At 67.0% G+C, this 21611-nt stretch carries 20 protein-coding genes; 1 reads left to right on the top strand and 19 read right to left on the bottom strand.

All coding sequences use genetic code 11. From position 1 onward, the window contains the following. Positions 1-4 precede the first annotated feature (4 nt). From HMPREF3014_RS22045 to aruC, 6 genes are all read right to left on the bottom strand, one after another. Positions 5-295, bottom strand: coding sequence for a hypothetical protein (locus tag HMPREF3014_RS22045; RefSeq protein WP_003085959.1), 291 nt, complete (start codon positions 293-295; stop codon positions 5-7). Positions 296-308: 13 nt separating this feature from the next. Further along, positions 309-1655, bottom strand: a complete 1347-nt coding sequence (gene astB / locus HMPREF3014_RS22040; protein WP_023087740.1) for an N-succinylarginine dihydrolase — start codon at positions 1653-1655, stop codon at positions 309-311. Continuing rightward, entirely contained in the window at positions 1652-3118 is a 1467-nt protein-coding gene (gene astD, locus HMPREF3014_RS22035) for a succinylglutamate-semialdehyde dehydrogenase (RefSeq protein WP_073647905.1), read from the bottom strand. Before astD ends, astB begins: the two co-directional genes overlap by 4 nt. Before the next feature lie 42 nt (positions 3119-3160). Then, positions 3161-4183, bottom strand: coding sequence for an arginine N-succinyltransferase (astA, locus tag HMPREF3014_RS22030; RefSeq protein WP_003112607.1), 1023 nt, complete (start codon positions 4181-4183; stop codon positions 3161-3163). A gap of 11 nt (positions 4184-4194) precedes the next feature. Further along, positions 4195-5211, bottom strand: coding sequence for an arginine/ornithine succinyltransferase subunit alpha (gene aruF / locus HMPREF3014_RS22025; RefSeq protein WP_003085950.1), 1017 nt, complete (start codon positions 5209-5211; stop codon positions 4195-4197). A gap of 198 nt (positions 5212-5409) precedes the next feature. After that, positions 5410-6630: a bifunctional succinylornithine transaminase/acetylornithine aminotransferase gene (gene aruC, locus HMPREF3014_RS22020; protein ID WP_023087742.1), complete on the bottom strand. Its 1221-nt coding sequence runs from the start codon at positions 6628-6630 to the stop codon at positions 5410-5412. 166 nt (positions 6631-6796) lie between these two features. Between aruC and HMPREF3014_RS22015 the strand changes: the two genes are divergently transcribed. Then, positions 6797-7120, top strand: coding sequence for a hypothetical protein (locus HMPREF3014_RS22015; RefSeq protein ID WP_025270892.1), 324 nt, complete (start codon positions 6797-6799; stop codon positions 7118-7120). Positions 7121-7140: 20 nt separating this feature from the next. On the opposite strand, the gene argR is transcribed toward HMPREF3014_RS22015, so the two are convergent. From argR to HMPREF3014_RS21950, 13 genes are all read right to left on the bottom strand, one after another. Then, complete coding sequence (gene argR / locus HMPREF3014_RS22010; RefSeq protein ID WP_003085944.1) at positions 7141-8130, bottom strand: transcriptional regulator ArgR; 990 nt, start codon at positions 8128-8130, stop codon at positions 7141-7143. A 32-nt stretch (positions 8131-8162) separates the two neighbouring features. Next, positions 8163-8927, bottom strand: a complete 765-nt coding sequence (aotP, locus tag HMPREF3014_RS22005) for an arginine/ornithine transport ATP-binding protein AotP (protein ID WP_003085940.1) — start codon at positions 8925-8927, stop codon at positions 8163-8165. A gap of 18 nt (positions 8928-8945) precedes the next feature. Continuing rightward, a complete protein-coding gene (locus HMPREF3014_RS22000) occupies positions 8946-10058 on the bottom strand; it encodes a M14 family metallopeptidase (RefSeq protein WP_009876012.1) in 1113 nt (370 codons plus the stop codon). Positions 10059-10071: 13 nt separating this feature from the next. Continuing rightward, positions 10072-10770, bottom strand: a complete 699-nt coding sequence (locus HMPREF3014_RS21995) for an ABC transporter permease (RefSeq protein WP_003085936.1) — start codon at positions 10768-10770, stop codon at positions 10072-10074. A gap of 16 nt (positions 10771-10786) precedes the next feature. Beyond that, positions 10787-11476, bottom strand: a complete 690-nt coding sequence (locus HMPREF3014_RS21990) for an ABC transporter permease (RefSeq protein ID WP_003085934.1) — start codon at positions 11474-11476, stop codon at positions 10787-10789. Between the two features lie 118 nt (positions 11477-11594). After that, positions 11595-12374 carry an ABC transporter substrate-binding protein gene (locus HMPREF3014_RS21985; RefSeq protein WP_003085932.1) on the bottom strand — a complete coding sequence of 260 codons (780 nt, stop codon included), beginning with the start codon at positions 12372-12374 and terminating at the stop codon, positions 11595-11597. Positions 12375-12914: 540 nt separating this feature from the next. Continuing rightward, positions 12915-14870, bottom strand: coding sequence for an acetate--CoA ligase (gene acs, locus HMPREF3014_RS21980; RefSeq protein WP_003110260.1), 1956 nt, complete (start codon positions 14868-14870; stop codon positions 12915-12917). A gap of 182 nt (positions 14871-15052) precedes the next feature. After that, entirely contained in the window at positions 15053-16336 is a 1284-nt protein-coding gene (gene dctM / locus HMPREF3014_RS21975; RefSeq protein ID WP_003117122.1) for a C4-dicarboxylate TRAP transporter large permease protein DctM, read from the bottom strand. Further along, entirely contained in the window at positions 16333-16971 is a 639-nt protein-coding gene (locus tag HMPREF3014_RS21970; protein ID WP_003114245.1) for a TRAP transporter small permease, read from the bottom strand. Before HMPREF3014_RS21970 ends, dctM begins: the two co-directional genes overlap by 4 nt. Positions 16972-17019: 48 nt before the next feature. Next, positions 17020-18015 (bottom strand): TRAP transporter substrate-binding protein, encoded by a 996-nt coding sequence (locus HMPREF3014_RS21965; RefSeq protein WP_003114244.1) that lies wholly within the window; start codon positions 18013-18015, stop codon positions 17020-17022. 113 nt (positions 18016-18128) lie between these two features. After that, positions 18129-18956: an HpcH/HpaI aldolase/citrate lyase family protein gene (locus tag HMPREF3014_RS21960; protein WP_003123245.1), complete on the bottom strand. Its 828-nt coding sequence runs from the start codon at positions 18954-18956 to the stop codon at positions 18129-18131. Between the two features lie 10 nt (positions 18957-18966). After that, the gene (locus HMPREF3014_RS21955) at positions 18967-20169 is read right to left on the bottom strand and encodes a CaiB/BaiF CoA transferase family protein (RefSeq protein WP_003085918.1); all 1203 of its coding nucleotides are present in this window, start codon (positions 20167-20169) and stop codon (positions 18967-18969) included. A gap of 55 nt (positions 20170-20224) precedes the next feature. After that, positions 20225-21577, bottom strand: a complete 1353-nt coding sequence (locus HMPREF3014_RS21950; RefSeq protein ID WP_003120744.1) for an MmgE/PrpD family protein — start codon at positions 21575-21577, stop codon at positions 20225-20227. Between the last annotated feature and the right edge of the window lie 34 nt (positions 21578-21611).

Genomic DNA, 21611 nt, shown 5'->3' with positions numbered 1-21611 from the left:
TCAGTCAGTGGGTGTGGTCGCAGCCGCAGTCGGGGCCGTGCTCGTGGTCGTCGCCCTCTTCGATCGGCTCCATCTCCAGTTGCAGGCTGACCAGGTTGGTCGCCATCGGCCGCAGCAGCAGGTTGGTGTATTCGGTATCGCCGTCTTCGACGTCGACGCCGATCAGCAACTGGCCGTTGCCGGCTTGCTGGACCCACACTTCCTTGCCCTGCCAGACCACGGCGAAACGGGTGCAGGAAGTTTCCAGCTGGGTGCCGTCGGTATCTTCGAGGATCAGTTGCAGGCTATCGGACATGGTGGCGAGGCTCTCAATCGAGTTGGAAGGAATAAACCGAACCCAGTTTAAGGATCTGCGTCAGTTCATCCAATGCCGTCCGGCACTCCAGCAGCAGTTGCGGGTCGGCCAGGTCGGTTTCGCTCAGGCGGTCGCGGTAGTGCCGGTCGACCCAGGCTACCAGCGTGTCGTACAGGCCGGCGCTCATGATCACCCCCGGATTCACCGCCGCCAGCTCCCGCTCCTGCAGCGCCACGCGCAAGCGCAGGCAGGCCGGGCCGCCGCCGTTCTGCATGCTCTGCTTGAGGTCGAAGACCTTCACTTCGCGGATCGGGCCGTCGTCGCCGGTGAGCTGGTCCAGGTAGTTCCAGACCCGCGGGTTGTTCCGGCACTCCTCCGGTACCACCAGCAGCATCGAACCGTCGGCCTTCGACAGCAGTTGGCTGTTGAACAGATAGGACTTCACCGCGTCCTCCACCGCGACCTGGTCGCGCGGCACGCAGATGGCGCGGAAGCGGCCGCCGCGGCGGCCAAGCTTGTCGTGCAGTTCGGCAAGGACCTTCTCGGTATCGAGGAAGGCATCCTCGTGATGGAACAGCACCTCGCCATTGCCCACCGAGATCACATCGTTGTGGAACACGCCCTGGTCGATCACCGCCGGGTTCTGTTGAGCGTAGACCACTCCGGCCTCGCTCAGCCCGTGCAGGCGCGCGACGGCCTGGCAGGCTTCCAGGGTCTGGCGCGCCGGATAGCGTTGCGGCGCCGGGAAGCGACTGTCGAAGGCGCTGCGGCCGAAGACGAAGAACTCCACGCCGGCATCGCCATAGTCCTTGCAGAAGCGCGTGTGGTTGGCCGCGCCTTCGTCGCCGAACTGCCTCACCGCCGGCAGCGCCGCGTGATGGGCGAAATGCCGCTCGTCGTTGAACATCGCCGCCAGCACGCGGCTGGTGGTGGGATGCTCGATGGATCGGTGGAACTTGCAGTTCAGGTTGGCCGCGGTGAAATGCACGCGGCCGTCGGCGGTGTCGGCACTCGGGCTGACCGTGGCGGCATTGGCGGTCCACATGCTCGACGCCGAGCTGCAGGCGGCGAGGAGAGGCATCGCTTCCTTCGCCGCGCGGCGGATCACCTCCTCGTCGCTGCCGGAGAAGCCCAGGCTACGCAGCGCAGCGGTATCCGGGCGGGCTTGCGGAGCGAGTACCCCCTGCTTGAAACCCATCTCCATCAGCGCCTTCATCTTCGCCAGGCCCTGCTTCGCCGCTTCCTTCGGGTTGGACACCGCCTGGCTGTTGCTTTGCGAAGCGACATTGCCGTAGGACAGGCCGCCGTAGTTGTGGGTCGGGCCGACCAGGCCGTCGAAATTCACTTCATGGGCATTCATAGGCTGATCCCGGGAGTCAGGGTGGCAGGAAGGGACACGCTGGGGCTTTCCAGCGAGGCGACCGGATAGGCGCAGTAATCGGCGGCGTAGTAGGCGCTCGGCCGGTGGTTGCCGGACGCGCCGATACCGCCGAACGGCGCGCTGCTGGCGGCGCCGGTGAGCTGCTTGTTCCAGTTGACGATGCCGGCGCGGCTTTCCACGAGGAACTGCTCGAAACGCTCGCGGGAATCCGACAGCAACCCGGCGGCCAGGCCGTACTGGGTGGCGTTGGCTTCACGGATCGCCGCAGCGAAATCGGAGTAGCGGATCACTTGCAACAGCGGCCCGAAGAACTCTTCGTCCGGTCGCTCGGCCACCGCGCTGACGTCGAGGATGCCCGGGGTCAGCAGGGCGGCGCCGTCGATCGGCTGGGTCATCGCCAGCAGCGGCTGTGCGCCCTTGCCGATCAAATGCTCCTGGGCCTTGAGCAGGTGCTCGGCGGCGCTCAGCGAAATCACCGCGCCCATGAACGGCGCCGGCTGTTCGTCGAAGCGACCGACCCGCAGGGTAGCGCTGACCGCCACCAGGCGCGCCAGCAGTGCGTCGCCCCAGGCGCCCTGCGGCACCAGCAGGCGGCGGGCGCAGGTGCAACGCTGGCCGGCGGAGATGAAGGCGGACTGGATGATGGTGTAGACGGCGGCGTCGAGGTCGGCGACCTCCTCCACCACCAGCGGGTTGTTGCCGCCCATCTCCAGCGCCAGGATTTTCTGCGGCTGGCCGCCAAACTGGCTGTGCAGCAGGTTGCCGGTGCGACTGGACCCGGTGAAGAACAGACCGTCGTGCCCACGGTGGGCGGCCAGCGCGACGCCGGTTTCGCGACCGCCCTGGACCAGGTTGAGCACGCCGGCCGGCAGGCCGGCCTGGATCCAGGCCTTGAGCGTCAGCTCGGCGACCTTCGGGGTCAGCTCGCTGGGCTTGAACACCACGCAGTTACCGGCCAGCAGCGCCGGGACGATATGCCCGTTGGGCAGGTGGCCGGGGAAATTGTAGGGACCGAATACCGCCACCACGCCATGCGGCTTGTGCCGTAGCACGGCGGTAGCGTCGGCCAGCGGACCGGATTTCTCGCCGGTGCGCTCGCGGAACGCCTGCACCGAGATCGCCACCTTGCTGACCATGCTGGTCACTTCGGTGGCCGACTCCCACAGCGGCTTGCCGGTTTCCTCGCCGATCACTCGGGCCAGCTCGTCGGCGCGGGACTTGAGGGTCGCAGCGAAGCGCTCGAGCAACTCGATGCGCTGCTCCAGCGGGCGCCGCGCCCAGGCCGGGAAGGCCTCGCGGGCGGCGCGCACGGCGGCGTCGACCTGGGTGGCGTCAGCGCCGCGCCCGGACCAGACCACGCCCTGGCCAACCGGGTCGAGGGACTCCAGGGTCTCGCCCTGGCCCGCCAGCCACTGGCCGGCAATGTAATGGGTACTCATCATCGACTCCTCGGGCGCCCTCGCCGGGACGCCTCCATCAGGCTTTCAACCGCGCTTCTGCGCCGACAGCGGCACCGCGCGTACCGAGGCGCCGGCCGACAGGCGCAGGCGCTTGGCAGTCAGCGGATCGACCACCAGGGTGCCGGCGGCGGCCCGCGCCGGCGCGGCGGTGATGCGACAGTCTTCGCGCTTGCGGTTGTGGATCAGGTAGGGCTCGGCGTCGTCGCCGGGAGTGCCCACCGCCAGCACCAGGTTCTGGCTCTCGGCGATGGCGCGGATCTTGTCGGTCTCGGCCTCGATCGCCGGGCCGGCGTCGAAGATGTCGACGTAGCCCTGGTAGCTGAAGCCCTCGGCCTTGAGCATGGCCAGCGCCGGCTCGGTGTTCGGATGGACGCGGCCGATCACCCCGCGCGCCTCCTCGGAGAGGAAGCAGGTGTAGAGCGGGAACTTCGGCATCAGCTCGGCGATGAAGGCCTTGTTGCCGACCCCGGTGAGGTAGTCGGCCTGGGAGAATTCCATCTTGAAGAAGTGCCGGCCGAGGCTTTCCCAGAATGGCGAACGCCCCTCCTCGTCGGACATGCCGCGCATCTCGGCGATCAGCTTGTCGCCGAACAGGTGGCGGAATTCGGCGATGAACAGGAAGCGCGCGCGCGACAGCAGCTTGCCGTTGAGGCCGCTGCGGTGGTCGGCGTGGAGGAACAGCGAGCACAGCTCGGAATTGCCGGTCAGGTCGTTGGCCAGGAACAGCGTGGGGATCTCGCGATGGATGTTGAGTTCCTGCGAGGCGCTCACGGTGAGGCCGACCCGGTAGTTGTACCAGGGTTCGCGAAGCCCCACCGCTCCGGCGATGGCGGAGATGCCGACGACCTTGCCGGCGTCGTCCTCGAGGACGAACAGGTAGTCGGCGTCGCCGCGTTCGGCCTCGCCGCGGAAGGCCTTCTCGGCCCAGCTGACGCGATGCTGCAGGCGCTGCTCGTTGGCCGGCAGGGTGGTCAGACCGGTACCGGTGCTGCGCGCCAGCTCGATCAGGGCCGGCAGGTCGGCGCTGGTAACAGGACGTACGATCATGACTGGCTCCTTCAGACCGCTACCAGGCGCACGCTGGCGCCTTCGCCGACGCCCAGGGCCTCGGCGGCTTCAACACTCAGGGCCACCGGCTTGCCGGGCGCCCAGTCCAGGTCCAGCACGACCGCGCGGAAGTCCTGCAACTGGCCGTTGGTGACCAGGTATGGACGCCCGCTCTTCGGCGCCTCGCCGATCTTCACCGGAACCACCCGGCTCTGGGCGATCGAGCGAATCCCCGAGGTACGCGCGTGCAGGGTCGGGCCGCCATCGAAGATGTCGATGTAGTTGTCGGTCTCGAAGCCTTCGCGCATCAGGATATCGAAGGTGATCTGCGCTCGCGGGTGGACCTGGCCCATGGACTCCTGGGCGGCATCCGGCAACAGTGGCACATAGATCGGATAGTGCGGCATCAGTTCGGCGAGGAAGGTGCGGCTCTTCAGCCCGGAGAGCTTTTCCGCCTCGATGTAGTTCAGGTCGAAGAAGTTGCGCCCGACCGCGTTCCAGAACGGCGATTCGCCCTGCTCGTCGCTGTAGCCGACGATCTCCACCACCACCGCGTCGGCGAAGCGCTCCGGATGGCTGGCCATGAACAGCAGGCGACCGCGCGAGTTGAGTTCGGCATAGACGCTCTGCACCAGGTCGCGCTGTACGTAGAAACTGGTCAGCAGGCTGTTGCCGGTAAGGTCGTGGCACAGCGAGAGGACATGGATCTTGTTGTGGATCGACAGCGAGCGCGAGGCGTGCACGAAGGTTTCATTGCGGAAGCTGTAGAACGGTTCCGAGAACCCGGCCGAGGCGACGATCGCCGAGCAGCCGACCAGCTCGCCGCTGGCGCTGTCCTCGAGGACGAAGAAATAGCTTTCCTCGCCGTTGTAGCTCACCTCCGCGGCGAACGAGGCCTCGGAAGCGAGGATCTTGTCGCGCAGGCGTTCGGCGTCATCCGGCAAGGACGTGACGCCTACCGGGCTGTCCGCCGCCAGACGCTGCACCTGTGGCAGGTCGGCCGCTTGGGCGGGGCGCATCACCAACATGGCGTCACTCCTTTCTCAGACAACGATGATTGCCGCATCCATGCGCGGGACCGCGGCACCTTCCTGTGCCACGGTTTCGAACGTCCAGCAGGGAAGATCCCGCGCCACGCACGGCGGCACGGTTCCCGGCTCCGGCGCGGGCCGCTCCGGGATGTCGCATCGGGTGCCCCGGCCTGCGCCGGGGCCCCGTGGGTTCGCTCAGCCGCGGACCAGCTTGGCCACGGCGCGCTCGAAGCGCTCCAGGCCTTCGTCGATCTCGGCGTCGTCGATCACCAGGCTCGGCGCGAAGCGCACCACGTCCGGGCTGGCCTGGAGCACCATGACCGCCTCTTTCTCGGCGGCGTTGAGCACATCCCTGGCCTTGCCCTTCCACTCGTCGGTCAGCGCCGCGCCGATCAGCAGGCCCATGCCGCGAATCTCGCCGAAGATGCCGTACTCCTGGCCGATCTTCTGCAGGCGGGACTTGAAGCGCTCATGCTTGGCCTTCACGCCATCCAGCACTTCCGGGGTATTGATCACGTCCAGCGCCGCCTCGGCCACCGCCGACGCCAGCGGGTTGCCGCCGTAGGTGGTGCCGTGGGTGCCGACCGACAGGTGCTTGGCGATCTCGCCGGTGGTCAGCATCGCACCGATAGGGAAGCCGCCGCCCAGGCTCTTGGCGCTGGAGAGGATGTCCGGGACCACGCCGTAGTGCATGTAGGCGAACAGCTCGCCGACCCGGCCCATGCCGCTCTGGACCTCGTCGAAGACCAGCAGCGCGTTGTGCTCGTCGCACAGCTTGCGCGCCCCTTCCAGGTAGGCCTGCTGCGCCGGCAGCACGCCGCCCTCGCCCTGGATCGGTTCCAGCACCACGGCGCAGGTCTTGTCGGAGATCGCCGCCTTCAGCGCTTCCAGGTCGTTGTAGGGAACGTGGGTGATACCCTCGAACTTGGGCCCGAAGCCATCGGAATACTTCGGCTGGCCGCCGACGTTGACGGTGAACAGGGTGCGCCCGTGGAAGCTGTTGCTGGCGGCGATGATCTCGTACTTCTGCGGGCCGTAGACATCGTTGGCGTAGCGGCGAGCCAGCTTGAAGGCCGCCTCGTTGGCCTCGGCGCCGGAGTTGGCGAGGAACACCCGCTCGGCGAAGGTGGCGTCCACCAGCTTGCGCGCCAGGCGCAGGGCCGGCTCGTTGGTGAAGACGTTGGAAACGTGCCAGATGCGCCGGGCCTGCTCGGTGAGCGCCTTGACCAGCGCCGGATGCGCGTGGCCCAGGGAGGTCACGGCGATGCCGCCGGCGAAATCGATCAGTTCGCGGCCGCTCTGGTCCCAGACGCGCGATCCCTCGCCTCGCACCGGAATGAAGGCGGCGGGGGCGTAGTTGGGGACCATATACCGGTCGAAATCGGCACGTTCTACCTGCGCATGGGGAGCGGACATCGGTGTTTCTCCTGCCTGAAGGCGGCTATCGATGAAAGGATTGTAGGGATTGGGACCGGGCCGGCATTGCCGCCATGCGACAACTTGTTATAGCGCCAACCCGGGAATTTCCGCGGCTTTCGGAAATGCGACAGAAAGCATCGGGAAGGCGCAGTGTAAACGCGCGATGCACTCGGGTGCATACTTCTTCTACGCCGCCCCGCGGGCGGGAACAGCAGGGAAACAAGCCATGCCCATCGAGGGAATCGACTACCGTCTCGTCTTCGCCTCCGACGTCAATCCGCGCGACGGCCTCGGCCTGGAGTGCTGGCGCGGCGAACAGCCGCTGTTCGAGGTCTTTCGCGACGACGTCGGCCGGCGTTTCGTGGTCAACCTGTTCGCCAGCGACGTTCCGCTGGAACTGCTGGAGACGATCATTCCGACGGCCCGTCGCGAACTCGGCGACTTCCCGAGGCGATCCGCCTCCCGGGGCGTCGCAAAGCCCGGCTGAAACCGCCGCGCCGTTGGCGATCAGCCGCGTTCGACGGGAGTGAAGGTCGTCTCGAAGGCGCTGCCGCCGCGCCGCTGGTTGCGGTCCTCGCGCGGAGTGACGCCGAAGAAGTTGCGGTAGGCGCTGGAGAAATGCGGCCCGGAAGAGAAACCGCAGGACAGGCCGATCTGGATGATCGACTTGCTGGTCTGCATCAGCATCTGCCGCGCGCGGTTCAGGCGCAGCTCCAGGTAGTACTGGCTGGGTACGCGGTTCAGGTATTGCTTGAAGATCCGTTCCAACTGGCGCCGCGAAACACACACATGCTGGGCGATCTCGTCGGTGGTCAGTGGCTCCTCGATATTGGCTTCCATCAGCAGTACCGCCTGGGTCAGCTTCGGATGGCTGGAGCCGAGGCGATTCTTCAGCGGGATGCGCTGGCGCTCGTTGCCTTCGCGAATGCGCTCCACCACCAGCTCCTCCGAGACCGCGCCGGCCAGTTCAGCGCCATGGTCGCGGGACAGCAGCGCCAGCAGCAGGTCGAGTACCGCCATGCCGCCGCAGGCGGTCATGCGGTCGCGATCCCACTCGAACAGGTGATTGGTGGCGATGACCTTGGGGAAGCGCTCGGTGAAGTCATCGTGCCAACGCCAGTGCACCGCGGCGCGATAGCCGTCGAGCAGGCCGAGCTGGGCCAGCGGGTAGATGCCGGCGGACAGCGCGCCGATCGCCGCTCCCGAACGCGCCAGTTGCTTGAGCGCCAGGCCCAGCGCTGGCGACACCGCCGCCGGCGCCTCGTCGGCGACCAGGAACAGCCGCGAGCATTGCTCCAGCCTGCCGTTCCAGGCCGTTCCCGGCAGGCGCCAGCCCTCCTCTTCGGCCGGCGCTTCGGCGAGCAGGAACAGCGGCTCGTAGAGCGCCTCGGGGTGCAACCGCCGGGCCGCCCGCAGGGCTTCCTCGGCAAGCGATAGCGTCAGCGCGCGGGTGGCGGGCCAGAGGAGGAAACCGATGCGTTGGGGTTGGGCAGTCATGGGAGCAGCTTAGCCGGCCTCTGCGATGAATGTTACTTGAGGCTGCCGGAGAGGAACTGCTTGAGGCGGTCCGACTGCGGGTTGGCGAGGACTTCCTTCGGGCAGCCGTGTTCCTCGACCAGGCCCTTGTGCAGGAACACCAACTGGTTCGACACCTCGCGGGCGAAACCCATCTCGTGGGTCACCACCACCATGGTGCGGCCTTCCTGGGCCAGGTCCTGCATGACCTTCAGCACTTCGCCCACCAGTTCGGGGTCGAGCGCCGAGGTCGGCTCGTCGAACAGCATCACTTCCGGCTCCACCGCCAGCGCCCGGGCGATCGCCACGCGCTGCTGCTCGCCGCCGCTCATGTGCGCCGGGTAGGCGTCCTTGCGGTGCGCCACGCCGACCTTGGCCAGGTAGTGCTCGGCCTTCTCGATGGCTTCCTTCTTCGACACGCCGAGCACATGCACGGGCGCCTCGATGACGTTCTCCAGGGCGCTCATGTGCGACCACAGGTTGAAATGCTGGAACACCATCGACAGGCGCGAGCGCATGCGCTGCAACTGGCGGGAGTCGGCGGCCTTCAGCGCGCCGTCGCGGCCGGGCACCAGCTTCAGCTCCTCGCCGTTGAGCAGGATCTTGCCGGCGTGCGGCTGTTCCAGCAGGTTTATGCAGCGCAGAAAGGTGCTCTTGCCGGAACCGCTCGAGCCGATGATGCTGATCACGTCGCCCGCTTTCGCCGCCAGCGAGACGCCCTTGAGCACCTCGTGGCTACCGTAGCGCTTGTGCAGGTCTTGGACTTCCAGTTTGTACATGTGTGTGTTCTCGGCTAATCAGTCGCTGAGCAAGCGTCCCTGACGGATCGGTTGACGACCGGCCACCTTGGCCAGCCAGAGTCCCGGCTGCGCGTAGCGCATCCGTTCGATGGCGAAAAGCACGCCGGAAACCCCGGCGCACACGGTGCTGGCACGGTCGGCCAGGGGATCGATGACCTGGAACAGCGGTTCGCCCGCCTCCACCCATTCGCCCGGCCGGCGCAGGAAACTCACCACGCCGGTATGCGGGGCGTGGACGTATTCGGTGCCCTCGAAGGGCAAGCCTTCGCAGCAGGCTTCGGGCGCCGCCGGCCATTCGCCCTCGACGAAGCCCTGCTCGGCGAGGAAGGCCAGGATCGCAGCGGCGTTGGCCTCGGCCTGCTGCACGGTGGTGTCGGCCTGGCCGCCGAGTTCGACGGTGGTCGCCAGGCAGGCCAGCGGCAGCTCGGCGCGCGGATACAGGCGCGACAGGCGCAGCCACGGCACCGAGCAGGCCTCGTCGAAGGAACCGCCGCCGGACTCCTCGGCGAGCAGCCCGACAGCGGCGCCCAGGCGTGCGGCCAGGGAGGCGAAGGCGGGCCATTGCTGCGGCAGGGTATAGAGATGGATGGCGGCCTCGAAGTCGCAATGCAGGTCGAGCACCAGGTCGGCGTCGCAGGCGTGGCGATACAGCAGGCGCTGCATGCCCTCCAGTTCCGAGGTCGCCGGCGGCAGGGCGTCCAGCGCCGCGCGCAGGGCCTGGCGGACCAGCGCGACATTGGCCGCCGGATCGCTGCCGAGACGCTCGCCGACGCTGTCGATCACCGCGTCCAGCAGGTCGGGGAAATCGCGGTTGAAGTTGCGCCCGCTGCTCATTTCGAAGCGTCCCTGGTGCAGCGCCTGGATCATCTGCCCGAGACCGACCGGATTGGCCACCGGCACCAGCTCGACGGTGCCACGCAGGCGGCCTTCCACCTCCAGCAGGCGCAACCGCTGCTTCAGCTCCCAGGCGGTGCGCATGCCCGGCAGCTCGTCGGCGTGCAGGCTGGACTGGATGTAGACCTTGCGCGCGCCGCAGCCGAAGCGGAACACGCTCAGGCGCTTCTCGCTTCCCAGGGTGCTCCACGGCAGCAGGTGGTCGATACGCTCCATGCGGTCCTCCGGATCAGGATTTGCGCGGCGCCAGGTAGGCCAGCCAGCGGCGCTCGGCAAGCTTGAACAGGCGCACCAGGATGAAGGTCAGGCACAGGTAGAACAGGCCGGCGGTGATGAACGCCTCGAACGGCAGGTAGTACTGCGAGTAGACGGTCCGCGCGGCGCCGGTGATGTCCACCAGGGTGACGATGGACGCCAGGCTGGTGGTCTGCAGCATCATGATCACTTCGTTGCTGTACTGCGGCAGGGCGCGCCGCAGTGCCGACGGCAGGAGGATACGGCGATACATCTTCAGGCGCGACATGCCCATCGCCTTGGCCGCCTCGATCTCGCCATGGGGCGTGGCCTTCAGGCTGCCGGCGAGGATCTCGGCGGTATAGGCGCTGGTGTTGATGGCGAACGCCAGGCAGGCGCAGAAGGACGCGTTCGACAACCAGGGCCACAGCGCGCTCTCGCGCACCGCGTCGAACTGCGCCAGGCCGTAGTAGATCAGGAACAGCTGGACCAGCATCGGCGTGCCACGGATCACGTAGGTATAGAGCCAGGCCGGGAAGTTCACCAGCGGCTGCTTGGAGACCCGCATCAGCGCTAGCGGCACCGCCAGCAGCAGGCCGATCAGCAGGGAGATCGAGAGCAGCTTGAGGGTGACCAGCAGGCCGTCGAAATAGAGCGGAAGGCTGTCCCAGATGACGGAGAAATCGAAGATCACGATAGGGCCCCTTGACTCACAGTTCCGCGGTTTTCACGCCGACCGAATAGCGGCGTTCGAGCAGGCGCAGCAACAGCAGCGACACGCTGGTCACCAGCAGGTACAGGCCGGCCACGGCGAGGTAGTAGGTGAACGGCTCGCGGGTCGCATCGGAGGCCTGCTTGGCCTTGAACATCATGTCCTGCAGGCCGACCACGGAAATCAGCGCGGTGGCCTTGACCAGCACCAGCCAGTTGTTGGTGAAGCCGGGGATCGCCAGGCGGATCATCTGCGGCACCTGGATGCGGAAGAACACCTGGCGGTGGCTCATGCCGTAGGCGTAGCCGGCCTCGCCCTGCCCCTTGGGAATCGCCATGAAGGCGCCGCGGAAGGTCTCCGAGAGATAGGCGCCGAAGATGAAGCCGAGGGTGCCGACGCCGGACACGAAGGGATTCAGGTCGATGTAGTCGTCGTAGCCGAGTTGCGGGGCGACCCAGTTCAGCAGGCCCTGGCCGCCGTAGAAGATCAGCAGGATCAGCACCAGGTCGGGGATGCCGCGCACTACCGTGGCGTACAGGTCGCCGCACCAGGCCAGCCAGCGCACCGGCGACAGGCGGAAGGCCGCGCCCAGCAGGCCGAGGACGATGGCCAGGAGCATGGAAAGCAGGGCCAGCTGGAGAGTCAGCCAGGCGCCATCGACGATGGTCGCACCGTAGCCAGTGATCATCAAAACGGTACCTCTATGCAGCTAATGCAGCGCTAAAGCAGTGGCGTCCAGTCAATAAAAAAGTGGCACAAACAGCGCGAGGCGTCGCGGACGTTTGTGCCACCTCTGACGAATAGCGTCAGTTCGAACCGTAGACGTCGAAGCTGAAGTACTTGTCCTGGATCTGCTTGTACTTGCCGTTGGCGCGCAGCGCGTCGATGGCCGCGTTGAACTTGCCGGCCAGCTCGCTATCGCCCTTGCGCACGGCGATGCCGACGCCTTCGCCGAAGTACTTGGCATCGGTCAGTTGCGGACCGACGAAGGCGTAGCCCTTGCCGGCATCGGTCTTGAGGAAGCCGTCCTCGAGGTTCACCGAGTCGGCGACCACCGCGTCGAGGCGACCGGCCACCAGGTCCATGTTGGCTTCCTGCTGGGAGTTGTAGCGCACCACTTCGACGCCGGCCGGGGTCAGTTCGGCGGAGGCGTAGCGGTCGGCGGTACTGCCACGCAGCACGCCGGCCTTCTTGCCCTTCAGGTCGGCCTTGGGATCGTTGAGGCTGGCGCCTTCCTTCATCACGAAGCGCGCCGGGGTGTTGTAGTACTTGTTGGTGAAGTCGACCGAACGCTTGCGCTCGTCGGTGATGGTCATCGACGAGAGGATCGCATCGATCTTGCGCACCTTGAGTGCCGGGATCAGGCCGTCGAACTCCTGCTCGACCCACTTGCACTGCACCTTCATCTCTTCGCAGAGGGCATTGCCGATATCCACGTCGAAGCCTGCCAACTGGCCGTCCGGGGTCTTCAGCGAGAACGGCGGGTAGGCCGCCTCGATGCCGATGCGCACCGGCTTGTCGGCGGCGAAAGTGGGCAGGGAGAGCACGGACAGCGCCAGGGCGCCGAGAAGTGCGAGCTTCTTCATCTGGAACTCCTTCGAAGGGGATGGCATCGATTGGCAGGAGAAATAGAACCTTGCCCAGGCTGCCGACGGATATGCGTGATCACCGGCTCTTGCGCATGGCGCCTTCTCGTGGACAGGGCGCCAGCTGGGGTGAGCGGCATTCTAGCGACAGGCCGAAAGTGGTTATTTCTTCAATGCGACAACTAATTATAAAAGCACCGAAGAGGGCATTCGGCGATATTGACAGGCAGCGACATTTGTGCCCGGAAAGCGCGAAGTGTAATCAATGACTAAAGCAAATCTCAAGCCATAAATTGCCAATTCCTTCTCCTTCAATGGCTTGGCCGCTACGACTCGCCTCGACTGCTACCCCGTGTCGCACCTTGGCTGTGCGTGGCGTTTCCTCTCGCCCCAATTATGCGCAGGCGCGCATCACCGAAGTGTTACCGCCGCCCCATTCCCGGCGCGAGCCCATTCGAAACGCCCTCCTCCTCGGCCCGCGCCAAATGAAAGACCCCGCGCGGCTCGCACCGCGCGGGGTCGTTTCGGATCAGGCGGAAGTCAGGCGGCCTGCATCGAGCGATGGGTCTCGATCAGGTGCTGGACCACGCCCGGGTCGGCAAGGGTGGAGATGTCGCCGAGGGTGTCGTACTCGGCCGCGGCGATCTTGCGCAGGATGCGCCGCATGATCTTGCCCGAACGGGTCTTCGGCAGTCCCGGCGCCCACTGGATCACATCCGGCGTGGCGATCGGACCGATCTCGCGGCGAACCCATTGCTTCAGCTCCTGGCGCAGCGCCTCGCTCGGCTCGACCCCGGAGTTGAGGGTGACGTAGACATAGATGCCCTGCCCCTTGATGTCGTGCTGCATGCCGACCACCGCCGCCTCGGCGACCTTCGGGTGGGCGACCATCGCGCTTTCCACCTCGGCGGTGCCCATGCGGTGGCCGGAGACGTTGAGCACGTCGTCGACCCGCCCGGTGATCCAGTAGTAGCCGTCCTCGTCGCGGCGCGCGCCGTCGCCGGTGAAGTACATGCCCTTGAAGGTCTTGAAGTAGGTGTCGACGAAGCGGTCATGGTCGCCGAACAGGGTCCGCGCCTGGCCCGGCCAGGAGTCGAGGATCACCAGGTTGCCCTCGGCGGCGCCCTCGATCAGGTTGCCGAGGTTGTCCACCAGCGCCGGGACCACGCCGAAGAACGGCTTGGCCGCGGAGCCCGGCTTCATCGCATGGGCGCCCGGCAACGGGGTCATCAGGCAGGCGCCGGTCTCGGTCTGCCACCAGGTGTCGACGATCGGGCAGCGCGACTGGCCGACGGTCTCGTAGTACCACTGCCAGGCTTCCGGGTTGATCGGCTCGCCCACCGAACCGAGCAGACGCAGGCTGGAACCGTCGGCACCGGCCACCGCCGCCTTGCCTTCGGCCATCATCGCGCGGATCGCGGTCGGCGCGGTGTAGAGGATGTTGACCTTGTGCTTGTCGATGATTTTCGCCACGCGGGTCACGTCGGGGTAGTTCGGCACGCCCTCGAACAGAATGGTGGTGGCGCCGTTGGCCAGCGGGCCATAGACGATGTAGGTGTGGCCGGTGACCCAGCCGATGTCGGCGGTGCACCAGTAGACTTCGCCCGGACGGTAGTCGAAGACCCGCTCGTGGGTCAGCGAGGCGTACACCAGGTAGCCGCCGGTGGTATGCAGCACGCCCTTCGGCTTGCCGGTGGAGCCGGAGGTGTAGAGGATGAACAGCGGGTCCTCGGCGCCCATTTCCTTGGGTGCGCAAGTGCTGCCGGCAACCTTCATCAGGTCGTCGTACCAGACGTCGCGGTGCTGGTTCCACTTGATCTCCGCACCGGTACGCTTGCAGACGATGATCTTCTGCACGCTGGAGGTTTCCGGGTTGGTCAGGGCGTCGTCGACATTGGCCTTCAGCGGAGTGCGCTTGCCGCCGCGCACGCCTTCGTCGGCGGTGATCACCACCTTCGACTTGCAATCGATGATGCGTCCGGCCAGGGCCTCGGGGGAGAAGCCGCCGAAGACCACCGAGTGGATCGCGCCGATGCGGGTGCAGGCGAGCATGGCGACCACGGCCTCGGGGATCATCGGCATGTAGATGGTCACTACGTCGCCGCGGTGCACGTCCTGCCCGCGCAGGGCGTTGGCGAACTTGCAGACCTGCTCGTGGAGCTGGCGGTAGGTGATTTCCTGGTGGTCGGCGGGATCGTCGCCTTCCCAGATGATCGCCACCTGGTCGCCGCGTTCGGCGAGGTGACGGTCGAGGCAGTTGTGCGACACGTTGAGGGTGCCGTCGGCGAACCACTTGATGTCCACGTGATGGTCGTCGAAGGAGGTCTGCTTGACCTTCTCGAACGGCTTGATCCAGTCGATCCGCTGGGCCTGCTCGCGCCAGAAGCCGTCGGGGTTGACGACGGACTGCTGGTACATCGTCTTGTAGGTGGCTTCGTCGGTGAAGGTCCGTGCCACCGCTTCCGGGTGCACGGGGTACAGGGATGCCGCAGACATGGCTTTAACCTCGGTACGTGAGTGTTGTTTTTGTTGTGCCCAGTTGTAGCGAGCGCACACCCCACGAACCATACGACCATGGTCTTACCACTGCGCGACAGCGCCGATCGTAGCTATAAGCCGCGCCGATCGTAGCCTTGCGCCGGGCGGCGGAGCGCGTCCCGCGCCCCGCCGCCGCGACCTCAACTCATGCCCAGCAGGCCCGGCAGCCACAGCGAGATCAACGGCACGTAGGTCACCAGGATCAGGAACAGCAGCAGGATCATCAGCCACGGCAGCGCCGCGCGGATGGTCTCCCCCAGCGGCATGCCAGTGACCGCCGAGGTGACGAACAGGTTGAGGCCCACTGGCGGGTGTACCAGGCCGATCTCCATGTTCACCACCATGACGATACCCAGGTGGATCGGGTCGATGCCCAGCTTCATGGCGATGGGGAAGAAGATCGGCGCCAGGATCAGCACGATCGCCGAGGGCTCCATGAAGCTGCCGGCGACCAGCAGCACCACGTTGACCATCAGCAGGAAGCCGATCGGGGTCAGGCCTTCCTGCACCACCCATTCGGTGATCTGCTGGGGGATCTGCTCGGTGGTCAACACGTGGGCGAAGAGCATGGCATTGGCGATGATGAACATCAGCATGATGCTCAGCCGCCCCGACTCCAGCAGCACCTTGGGACAGTCGCGCAGGCGCATGTCCTTGTACACGAACAGCGCGACGAAGGCCGAATACACCGCCGCCACCGCCGCCGCCTCGGTGGGGGTGAACAGCCCGGAATAGATGCCGCCGAGGATGATCACCAGCAGCAACAGGCCCCAGCCTGCACGGCGTGCGGCGGCCAGCCACTCGCGGAAGCTGGCGCGCGGCTGCGCCGGCAGCTTCTTGACCCGCGCGACGATGTAGATCACCACCATCAGGATCACCCCGAGCAGCAGCCCCGGAACCACCCCGGCGACGAACAGCTTGCCCACCGAGGTCTCGGTGGCGGCGGCGTAGACCACCATTACGATCGATGGCGGGATGAGGATGCCCAGGGTCCCGGCATTGCAGATGATCCCCGCGCCGAAGGCGCGCGGATAGCCGGAGCGGACCATGCCGGCCACGGCGATCGAGCCGACCGCCGCCACTGTCGCCGGCGACGAACCGGACAGCGCGGCGAACAGCATGCAGGCAAGCACCGCAGCGATCGCCAGGCCGCCGCGGATATGCCCGACGCAGGCATTGGCGAAGTCGATCAGGCGCCGCGCCACGCCACCGGTGGTCATGAACGCGCCGGAGAGCAGGAAGAACGGGATCGCCAGCAGGGTGTAGGCCTCGGAGGTCTCGAACAGCTTGATCGCCAGCGAGCGCACCGAATCCGGGCTGAACAGCAGGATCGTCAGGGCGCCGGACAGCCCCAGGGAGATGGCGATGGGCACGCCGATGAACATGAACAGGAACAGCAGCAGGAACAGGATCAGCACGGTCATGGACGGTTCTCCCCGGCCTCTTCGCCGGCCAGTTTGGAGGCCTCGGCGGCCTCGTCGGCGAGGCCCAGCCCGAGCTGGCGACCGCGCAACAGGTTGACGAGGATTTCCAGGTAGCGCAGCAGCACCAGGCCGAAGCCGACCGGCACCACCACCGCGATGTAGGCCTGGAGGATGCCGAAGTGGTCGAGGTCCTCGGCGCCGATGCCGGCGACGAACAGGGTCTTCACCCAGTCGTAGCTGGCGACCATGAACAGCCCGGCGTAGCCCAGGCAGCAGAGGCAGGCGAGTATCCCGATCAGGCGCTGCAAGGGACGCGGCGCCAGGCGCACCAGGGCATCCACCCCGAGGTGGCCGGCGGTGCGTACGCCGTAGGCGATGCCGAGGAAGATCAGCCAGCCGAACAGCGCCTTGGTCAGCGCGTTGCTCCAGGACATATCCTGGGCTACCCCGAGGATCGCGTCGCCCATCGAGTACAGCGGAGCCCGCAGTGTCGGCAGGCGGTCGCCGAGGTCGTAGAACAGGGTGAAGACGTTGGTCATCACCACATAGAGGAAGGTCACCAGCGTCATCGCCGCCAGCAGGAAGGCGATAGCGCCCTCCTCGAAGCGGTTCCAGACGCGCACGAGTCGATTCATCGCAGCGTTCTCCACAATGCCCCGCCCGGCCGGGCGGGGCCGGACGGGTCAATCGGGACGGTTGGAAGCTTCGGCGGCCTGGAGCAGATCGGCACCGACATTGCCGCGGAATTTCTGCCATACCGGCTGCATCGCCTGGCGCCAGTCGGCGCGCTGCTGCGGGCTCAGGGTATGGATCTCGCTGGCGCCACTGGCGAGGATGCGCTGGCGGGCGTCGCGGTTGAGGCGCTCGGCCTCGAGGTTCACCTGCACGGTGACCTCGTCCATGATCCGCTGCAGTTCTTCGCGGATGTCCGCCGGAAGGCCATTCCAGAACTTCGCGTTGGTGATCACCATGTAGTCCACCAGGCCGTGGTTGGACTCGGTGAAATACTTCTGTACCTCGTTGACCTTCTGGCTCTCGTAGTTCGACCAGGTGTTCTCGGTGCCATTCACCACGCCGGTCTGCAAGCCCTGGTAGACCTCGGCGAAGGACATCTTCCGGGAGATCGCGCGGAGCTGGCGGAACTGCTCGTTGAGCACGTCGGACGCCTGCACGCGGAATTTCAGCCCGCGCGCGTCTTCCGGCTCCAGCAACGGGCGATTGGCGGAGAGCTGCTTCATCCCGTTGTGCCAGTAGGCCAGGCCGAGGATGCCCTTGCCCTGCATGCTGGTCAGCAAGGCGCGCCCCTGCGGGCTGCGCTGGAAGCGGTCGACCGCCTGGATGTCGTCGAAGAGGAACGGCAGGTCGAAGATCTGCACCTTGCGCGTGTACTGCTCGAACTTGGCCAGGGACGGCGCCAGCATCTGCACGTCGCCCAGCAGCAGCGCCTCCATTTCCTTGCCGTCGCCGAACAGCGACGAGTTGGGATAGACGTCTACCTCGACCCGGCCGCCCAGGCGCTGTTCGACGAGTTTCTTGAACAGCAGCGCGCCCTGGCCTTTGGGCGTGTTTTCCGCGACCACGTGGGAGAACTTGATGACGATCGGCTGCGCGGCATTCGCCAGGCAGGAGCCACCGATCGCCAGGGCGCACAACAGCGCCCGTACCATCGTCTTGAACATTTCGTGACCTCAGATTGTTGTTGTGCTTTCGAGGTATCGACGAGCCTGACGCAGCCGGCGCGTTCGGAGAATTCGCCATTGCTCAAGCCCGCGTTCGCGTCTGTCGAACGCGTTCAGCCACCCTCCCCGGCCCGCTCCAGCAGGCGTCGCGCGCGCCCCAGCACCGGCGCGTCGACCATCTCGCCGTCGACCACGAAGACGCCGGCACCGGAGGCGCCGGCCTCTGCCACCCGACGCGCCCACTCCAGTTCCGCGGGACTCGGCATCAATGTCTGGTGGATCGGCTCGACCTGGCTCGGATGGATGCACAGCAACCCGCCGAAGCCCATGTCGCGAGCGAAGCGCACTGCCTCGACCAGTCCGGCACGGTTCTGGATCGCCGGATAGACGCCGTCCAGCGGCGGCGCCAGGCCTGCCAGGCGCGATTGCAGGAGCAGTGCGTAACGGGCGTGACCGAGAATCTGTTCGGCTGCGTTGCTGCCGCTGTTGAGATCGAGGTCCAGGGCCAGGTCGAGGCTGCCGAAGGACAGCCGCTCGACCCCCGCGGCGGCGGCGATCTCGCCTAGCGCGGCAAGGCCGCGGGCACTCTCGACGATGGGCCAGACCGGCTTGCCGCTGGCCACGGCGGCGTGGCGCACCTGGGCGGCGCTCTCCACTTTCGGCAGGAGCAGGCCGATCACTCCGGCGTGGTCGCGGCACAGCGCCAGGTCGTCGGCATGCCCGGGATGCTCCGCCGCGTTGATCCGCACCAGCACCCGGGCTTCCGGCGTATCGACGAGGAAACGCCGGAGATTGGCCCGCGCCTCGACCTTCAGCCCCTCCTCCACCGCATCCTCGAGGTCGACGATGACCCGGTCGGCGCCGCTGGCAAGGGCCTTGGGGATCCGCTCCGGGCGGGTCGCCGGGACGAACAGCGCGCTGCGCACGATCTGTCGGTTCATGTCCGCCTCCTCATACCGTTCCGGTCGCGCGCAGGCGCTGGATATCGGCCGCGGTACAGCCCAGTTCGGCAAGCAGCGCGTCGCTGTCGCCGCCCAGCGCCGGCACCGCATCCATGCGCGGAACGAAGGCGCTGCTGCTGGCCGGCGGCAACAACGCCGGCAGGCGCCCGGCCGGGCTGTCGATGGAGGTCCAGCGTTGCCGCGCCTGTAACTGCGGGTGCGCCCAGACCCCGGCCATGTCGTTGACGTGGGCGCTGGCGATCTGCGCCTGTTCCAGGCGCGCCACCACCTCGGCGGCCGGCAAGGCGGCGAAGGCTTCGACGATCAGCGCACGCAGCTCTTCGCGGTTGGCCGAGCGCTTGAAGTTCGCCGAGAAGCGTTCGTCGTCGGCCAGCTCCGGGCGGCGCAGGACCTTGTCGCAGAAGGCCCGCCACTCGCGCTCGTTCTGCAGGCCGAGCATCACTGTGCCGCCGTCGCCGGCGGGGAATGGCCCATAGGGGTAGATGGTCGAGTGCGAAGCGCCGGCGCGCGGCGGCGGCGGCGCGTCCTGGTAGGCGTAGTACATCGGGTAGCCCATCCACTCCACCAGGCTCTCCAGCATCGACACGTCGATGCGGCTGCCCTCGCCGGTGCGCTCGCGCAGCAGCAGGGCCGAAAGGATGCTGCTGTAGGCGTACATGCCGGCGGCGATATCGGCGATCGAACAGCCGGCCTTGGCCATCTCGTTCGGCCCGGCGCCGCCGGTCACCGAAAGGAAGCCGCCCTCGCTCTGGATCAGCAGGTCGTAGGCCTTCTTCTTCTCGTAGGGACCGCCTTCGCCGTAGCCGGAGATATCGCAGACGATCAGTCGCGGGAAGCGCTCGCGCAACGCCTCGTAGGACAGGCCCAGGCGCGCGGCGGCGCCCGGCGCGAGGTTCTGCACCAGCACGTCGGCGCCGGCCAGCAGCTTCTCCAGCAACGGCAGCGCCTCGGCCTGCTTGAGATCGAGGCTGAGGCTCTGCTTGGAACGATTGGTCCAGACGAAGTGCGACGACAGGCCGTTGACCCGCTCGTCGTAACCGCGGGCGAAATCGCCGACGCCGGGGCGTTCGATCTTGATCACCCGCGCGCCGAGATCGGCCAGTTGGCGGGTGCAGAACGGCGCGGCGATGGCGTGCTCCAGGCTGACCACGGTGATGCCGTCGAGCGGGCGCGGTCGGTGGGATTGTGTCATGGGTCGGACTCCCTGCCCTCGTCCGTCGAAGACGAGGTGCGGCTGGTTCGGTTGATCAGATCAGCGGCGCTACGGAAGGCGCCTGGCGCAGGCCCCAGGCGCGCTGGATGAGGATTTCCGCCTCGGCGTCGGTGGCCGCGCCGGAGAACGCCAGCAGGCGGCGGAACTTATCGGCCAGTTCGTCGCGGCTGAGGGTATTGCCGGGATCGCCCTTGGGTTCGTCGATGGCGGCGGTATGGCGCCGCCCCTGGCGATCGAGCACTTCGACCCGCCCGAGCCAGCGCTGCGGATAGGCGGCATCGACCTCCGGGTCCAGGCGCATCTCGACCCGCTCGCGGAACGCTGCGACCCGCGGGTCGCTCAGCGCATGCCGATGGAACTCGCCGAGGCCGGCCTTGCCGTACACGGCGATCAGGCCCAGCACGGTGCCCATGGAGAACTTCGCCTGGTGCACGGTCTGCGGCTCGACCACCCGGCCGAGCACGTCGATGGCGCCCTGGTGGACCCGCGCGGTGACCGCGGCGATCTGCGAGTGATCGAGCCCTTCGCGCTGCATCAGCGCCAGCAGCGCGTCGGCCGCGGGATGGGTATGGCGGCACGAGGCGTGGAACTTGAACGAGGTTTCCAGCAACGCCCAGCGGCTGCCGAGGCGATCCACCAGGCGCTCGGGGTCGGCGTCGCTGGACATCCCGGCGGCCATCCCCTGCTCGCCTTCGAGGATGTGTCGCGCGCCGCTCAGGCCGTCGGCGGTGAGATAGGCGGCGAGCAGCCCGTCGGCGGCGGCCTTGGCGGTATGCAACTGCTTGGAATCGGCGGCGTCGCGGAGGAACTCCCAGAGCCCGGCGGCCTGGGTTCCGGCGCTGCCGAGCAGGTCGACGAAGCGCTCGCGGTCGAAGTCCATCAGCTTGCCCACCGCCACTGCCGCGGCGAGGGTGCCGACCGTGGCAGTGGTATGGAACACCCGGTAGTGGGAACGGCCGAGGAATTCGCCGATGCGGATGCCGGCCTCGTAGCCGGCCACCGCCGCGAGGATCAGCTCGGCGCCGCTGCGGCCGAGGTCCTGGGCCGCGGCCAGGGCAGCAGGGAAGACCACCGCCGCGGGGTGCAGCACCGAGCTGTTGTGCAGGTCGTCCTGCTCCACCACGTGGGAAGCCGCGCCGTTCACCAGGGCGGCGAAATACGGCGAGCTGCGCCGCCGGCTGGGCAGGATCTGCGCGCTACCGTCGGCCGGGCCCATGCGTTCGGCGTAGCGCTCGAACAATGGGATCGGATGCTGGCCCTTGCCGGCCAGCGCCGAGCCGAGCCAGTCGAGGAACAATTCTTCCATCCGCGCCAACACCGCCGGCGGCAGGTCCTGGTAGCGCAGGCCGGCGAGAAAGCCGGCGAGTTGCTGGGTGTAGTCGGTCATGACCAACGCTCTCTTGTAGTTGTCCCGAGGCACA

It is taken from the genome of Pseudomonas sp. HMSC065H01, assembly GCF_001815235.1.
GTDB lineage: Bacteria > Pseudomonadota > Gammaproteobacteria > Pseudomonadales > Pseudomonadaceae > Pseudomonas > Pseudomonas aeruginosa.
This window is presented reverse-complemented; position numbering and strand designations above follow the sequence as displayed.

Excerpts from the sequence above, each read along its gene's own strand:
- HMPREF3014_RS22045 (WP_003085959.1), bottom strand. The coding sequence starts at position 295 with ATGTCCGATAGCCTGCAACTGATCCTCGAAGATACCGACGGCACCCAG.
- astB (WP_023087740.1), bottom strand. The coding sequence starts at position 1,655 with ATGAATGCCCATGAAGTGAATTTCGACGGCCTGGTCGGCCCGACCCAC.
- astD (WP_073647905.1), bottom strand. The coding sequence starts at position 3,118 with ATGATGAGTACCCATTACATTGCCGGCCAGTGGCTGGCGGGCCAGGGC.
- astA (WP_003112607.1), bottom strand. The coding sequence starts at position 4,183 with ATGATCGTACGTCCTGTTACCAGCGCCGACCTGCCGGCCCTGATCGAG.
- aruF (WP_003085950.1), bottom strand. The coding sequence starts at position 5,211 with ATGTTGGTGATGCGCCCCGCCCAAGCGGCCGACCTGCCACAGGTGCAG.
- aruC (WP_023087742.1), bottom strand. The coding sequence starts at position 6,630 with ATGTCCGCTCCCCATGCGCAGGTAGAACGTGCCGATTTCGACCGGTAT.
- HMPREF3014_RS22015 (WP_025270892.1), top strand. The coding sequence starts at position 6,797 with ATGCACTCGGGTGCATACTTCTTCTACGCCGCCCCGCGGGCGGGAACA.
- argR (WP_003085944.1), bottom strand. The coding sequence starts at position 8,130 with ATGACTGCCCAACCCCAACGCATCGGTTTCCTCCTCTGGCCCGCCACC.
- aotP (WP_003085940.1), bottom strand. The coding sequence starts at position 8,927 with ATGTACAAACTGGAAGTCCAAGACCTGCACAAGCGCTACGGTAGCCAC.
- HMPREF3014_RS22000 (WP_009876012.1), bottom strand. The coding sequence starts at position 10,058 with ATGGAGCGTATCGACCACCTGCTGCCGTGGAGCACCCTGGGAAGCGAG.
- HMPREF3014_RS21990 (WP_003085934.1), bottom strand. The coding sequence starts at position 11,476 with ATGATCACTGGCTACGGTGCGACCATCGTCGATGGCGCCTGGCTGACT.
- HMPREF3014_RS21985 (WP_003085932.1), bottom strand. The coding sequence starts at position 12,374 with ATGAAGAAGCTCGCACTTCTCGGCGCCCTGGCGCTGTCCGTGCTCTCC.
- acs (WP_003110260.1), bottom strand. The coding sequence starts at position 14,870 with ATGTCTGCGGCATCCCTGTACCCCGTGCACCCGGAAGCGGTGGCACGG.
- dctM (WP_003117122.1), bottom strand. The coding sequence starts at position 16,336 with ATGACCGTGCTGATCCTGTTCCTGCTGCTGTTCCTGTTCATGTTCATC.
- HMPREF3014_RS21970 (WP_003114245.1), bottom strand. The coding sequence starts at position 16,971 with ATGAATCGACTCGTGCGCGTCTGGAACCGCTTCGAGGAGGGCGCTATC.
- HMPREF3014_RS21965 (WP_003114244.1), bottom strand. The coding sequence starts at position 18,015 with ATGTTCAAGACGATGGTACGGGCGCTGTTGTGCGCCCTGGCGATCGGT.
- HMPREF3014_RS21960 (WP_003123245.1), bottom strand. The coding sequence starts at position 18,956 with ATGAACCGACAGATCGTGCGCAGCGCGCTGTTCGTCCCGGCGACCCGC.
- HMPREF3014_RS21955 (WP_003085918.1), bottom strand. The coding sequence starts at position 20,169 with ATGACACAATCCCACCGACCGCGCCCGCTCGACGGCATCACCGTGGTC.
- HMPREF3014_RS21950 (WP_003120744.1), bottom strand. The coding sequence starts at position 21,577 with ATGACCGACTACACCCAGCAACTCGCCGGCTTTCTCGCCGGCCTGCGC.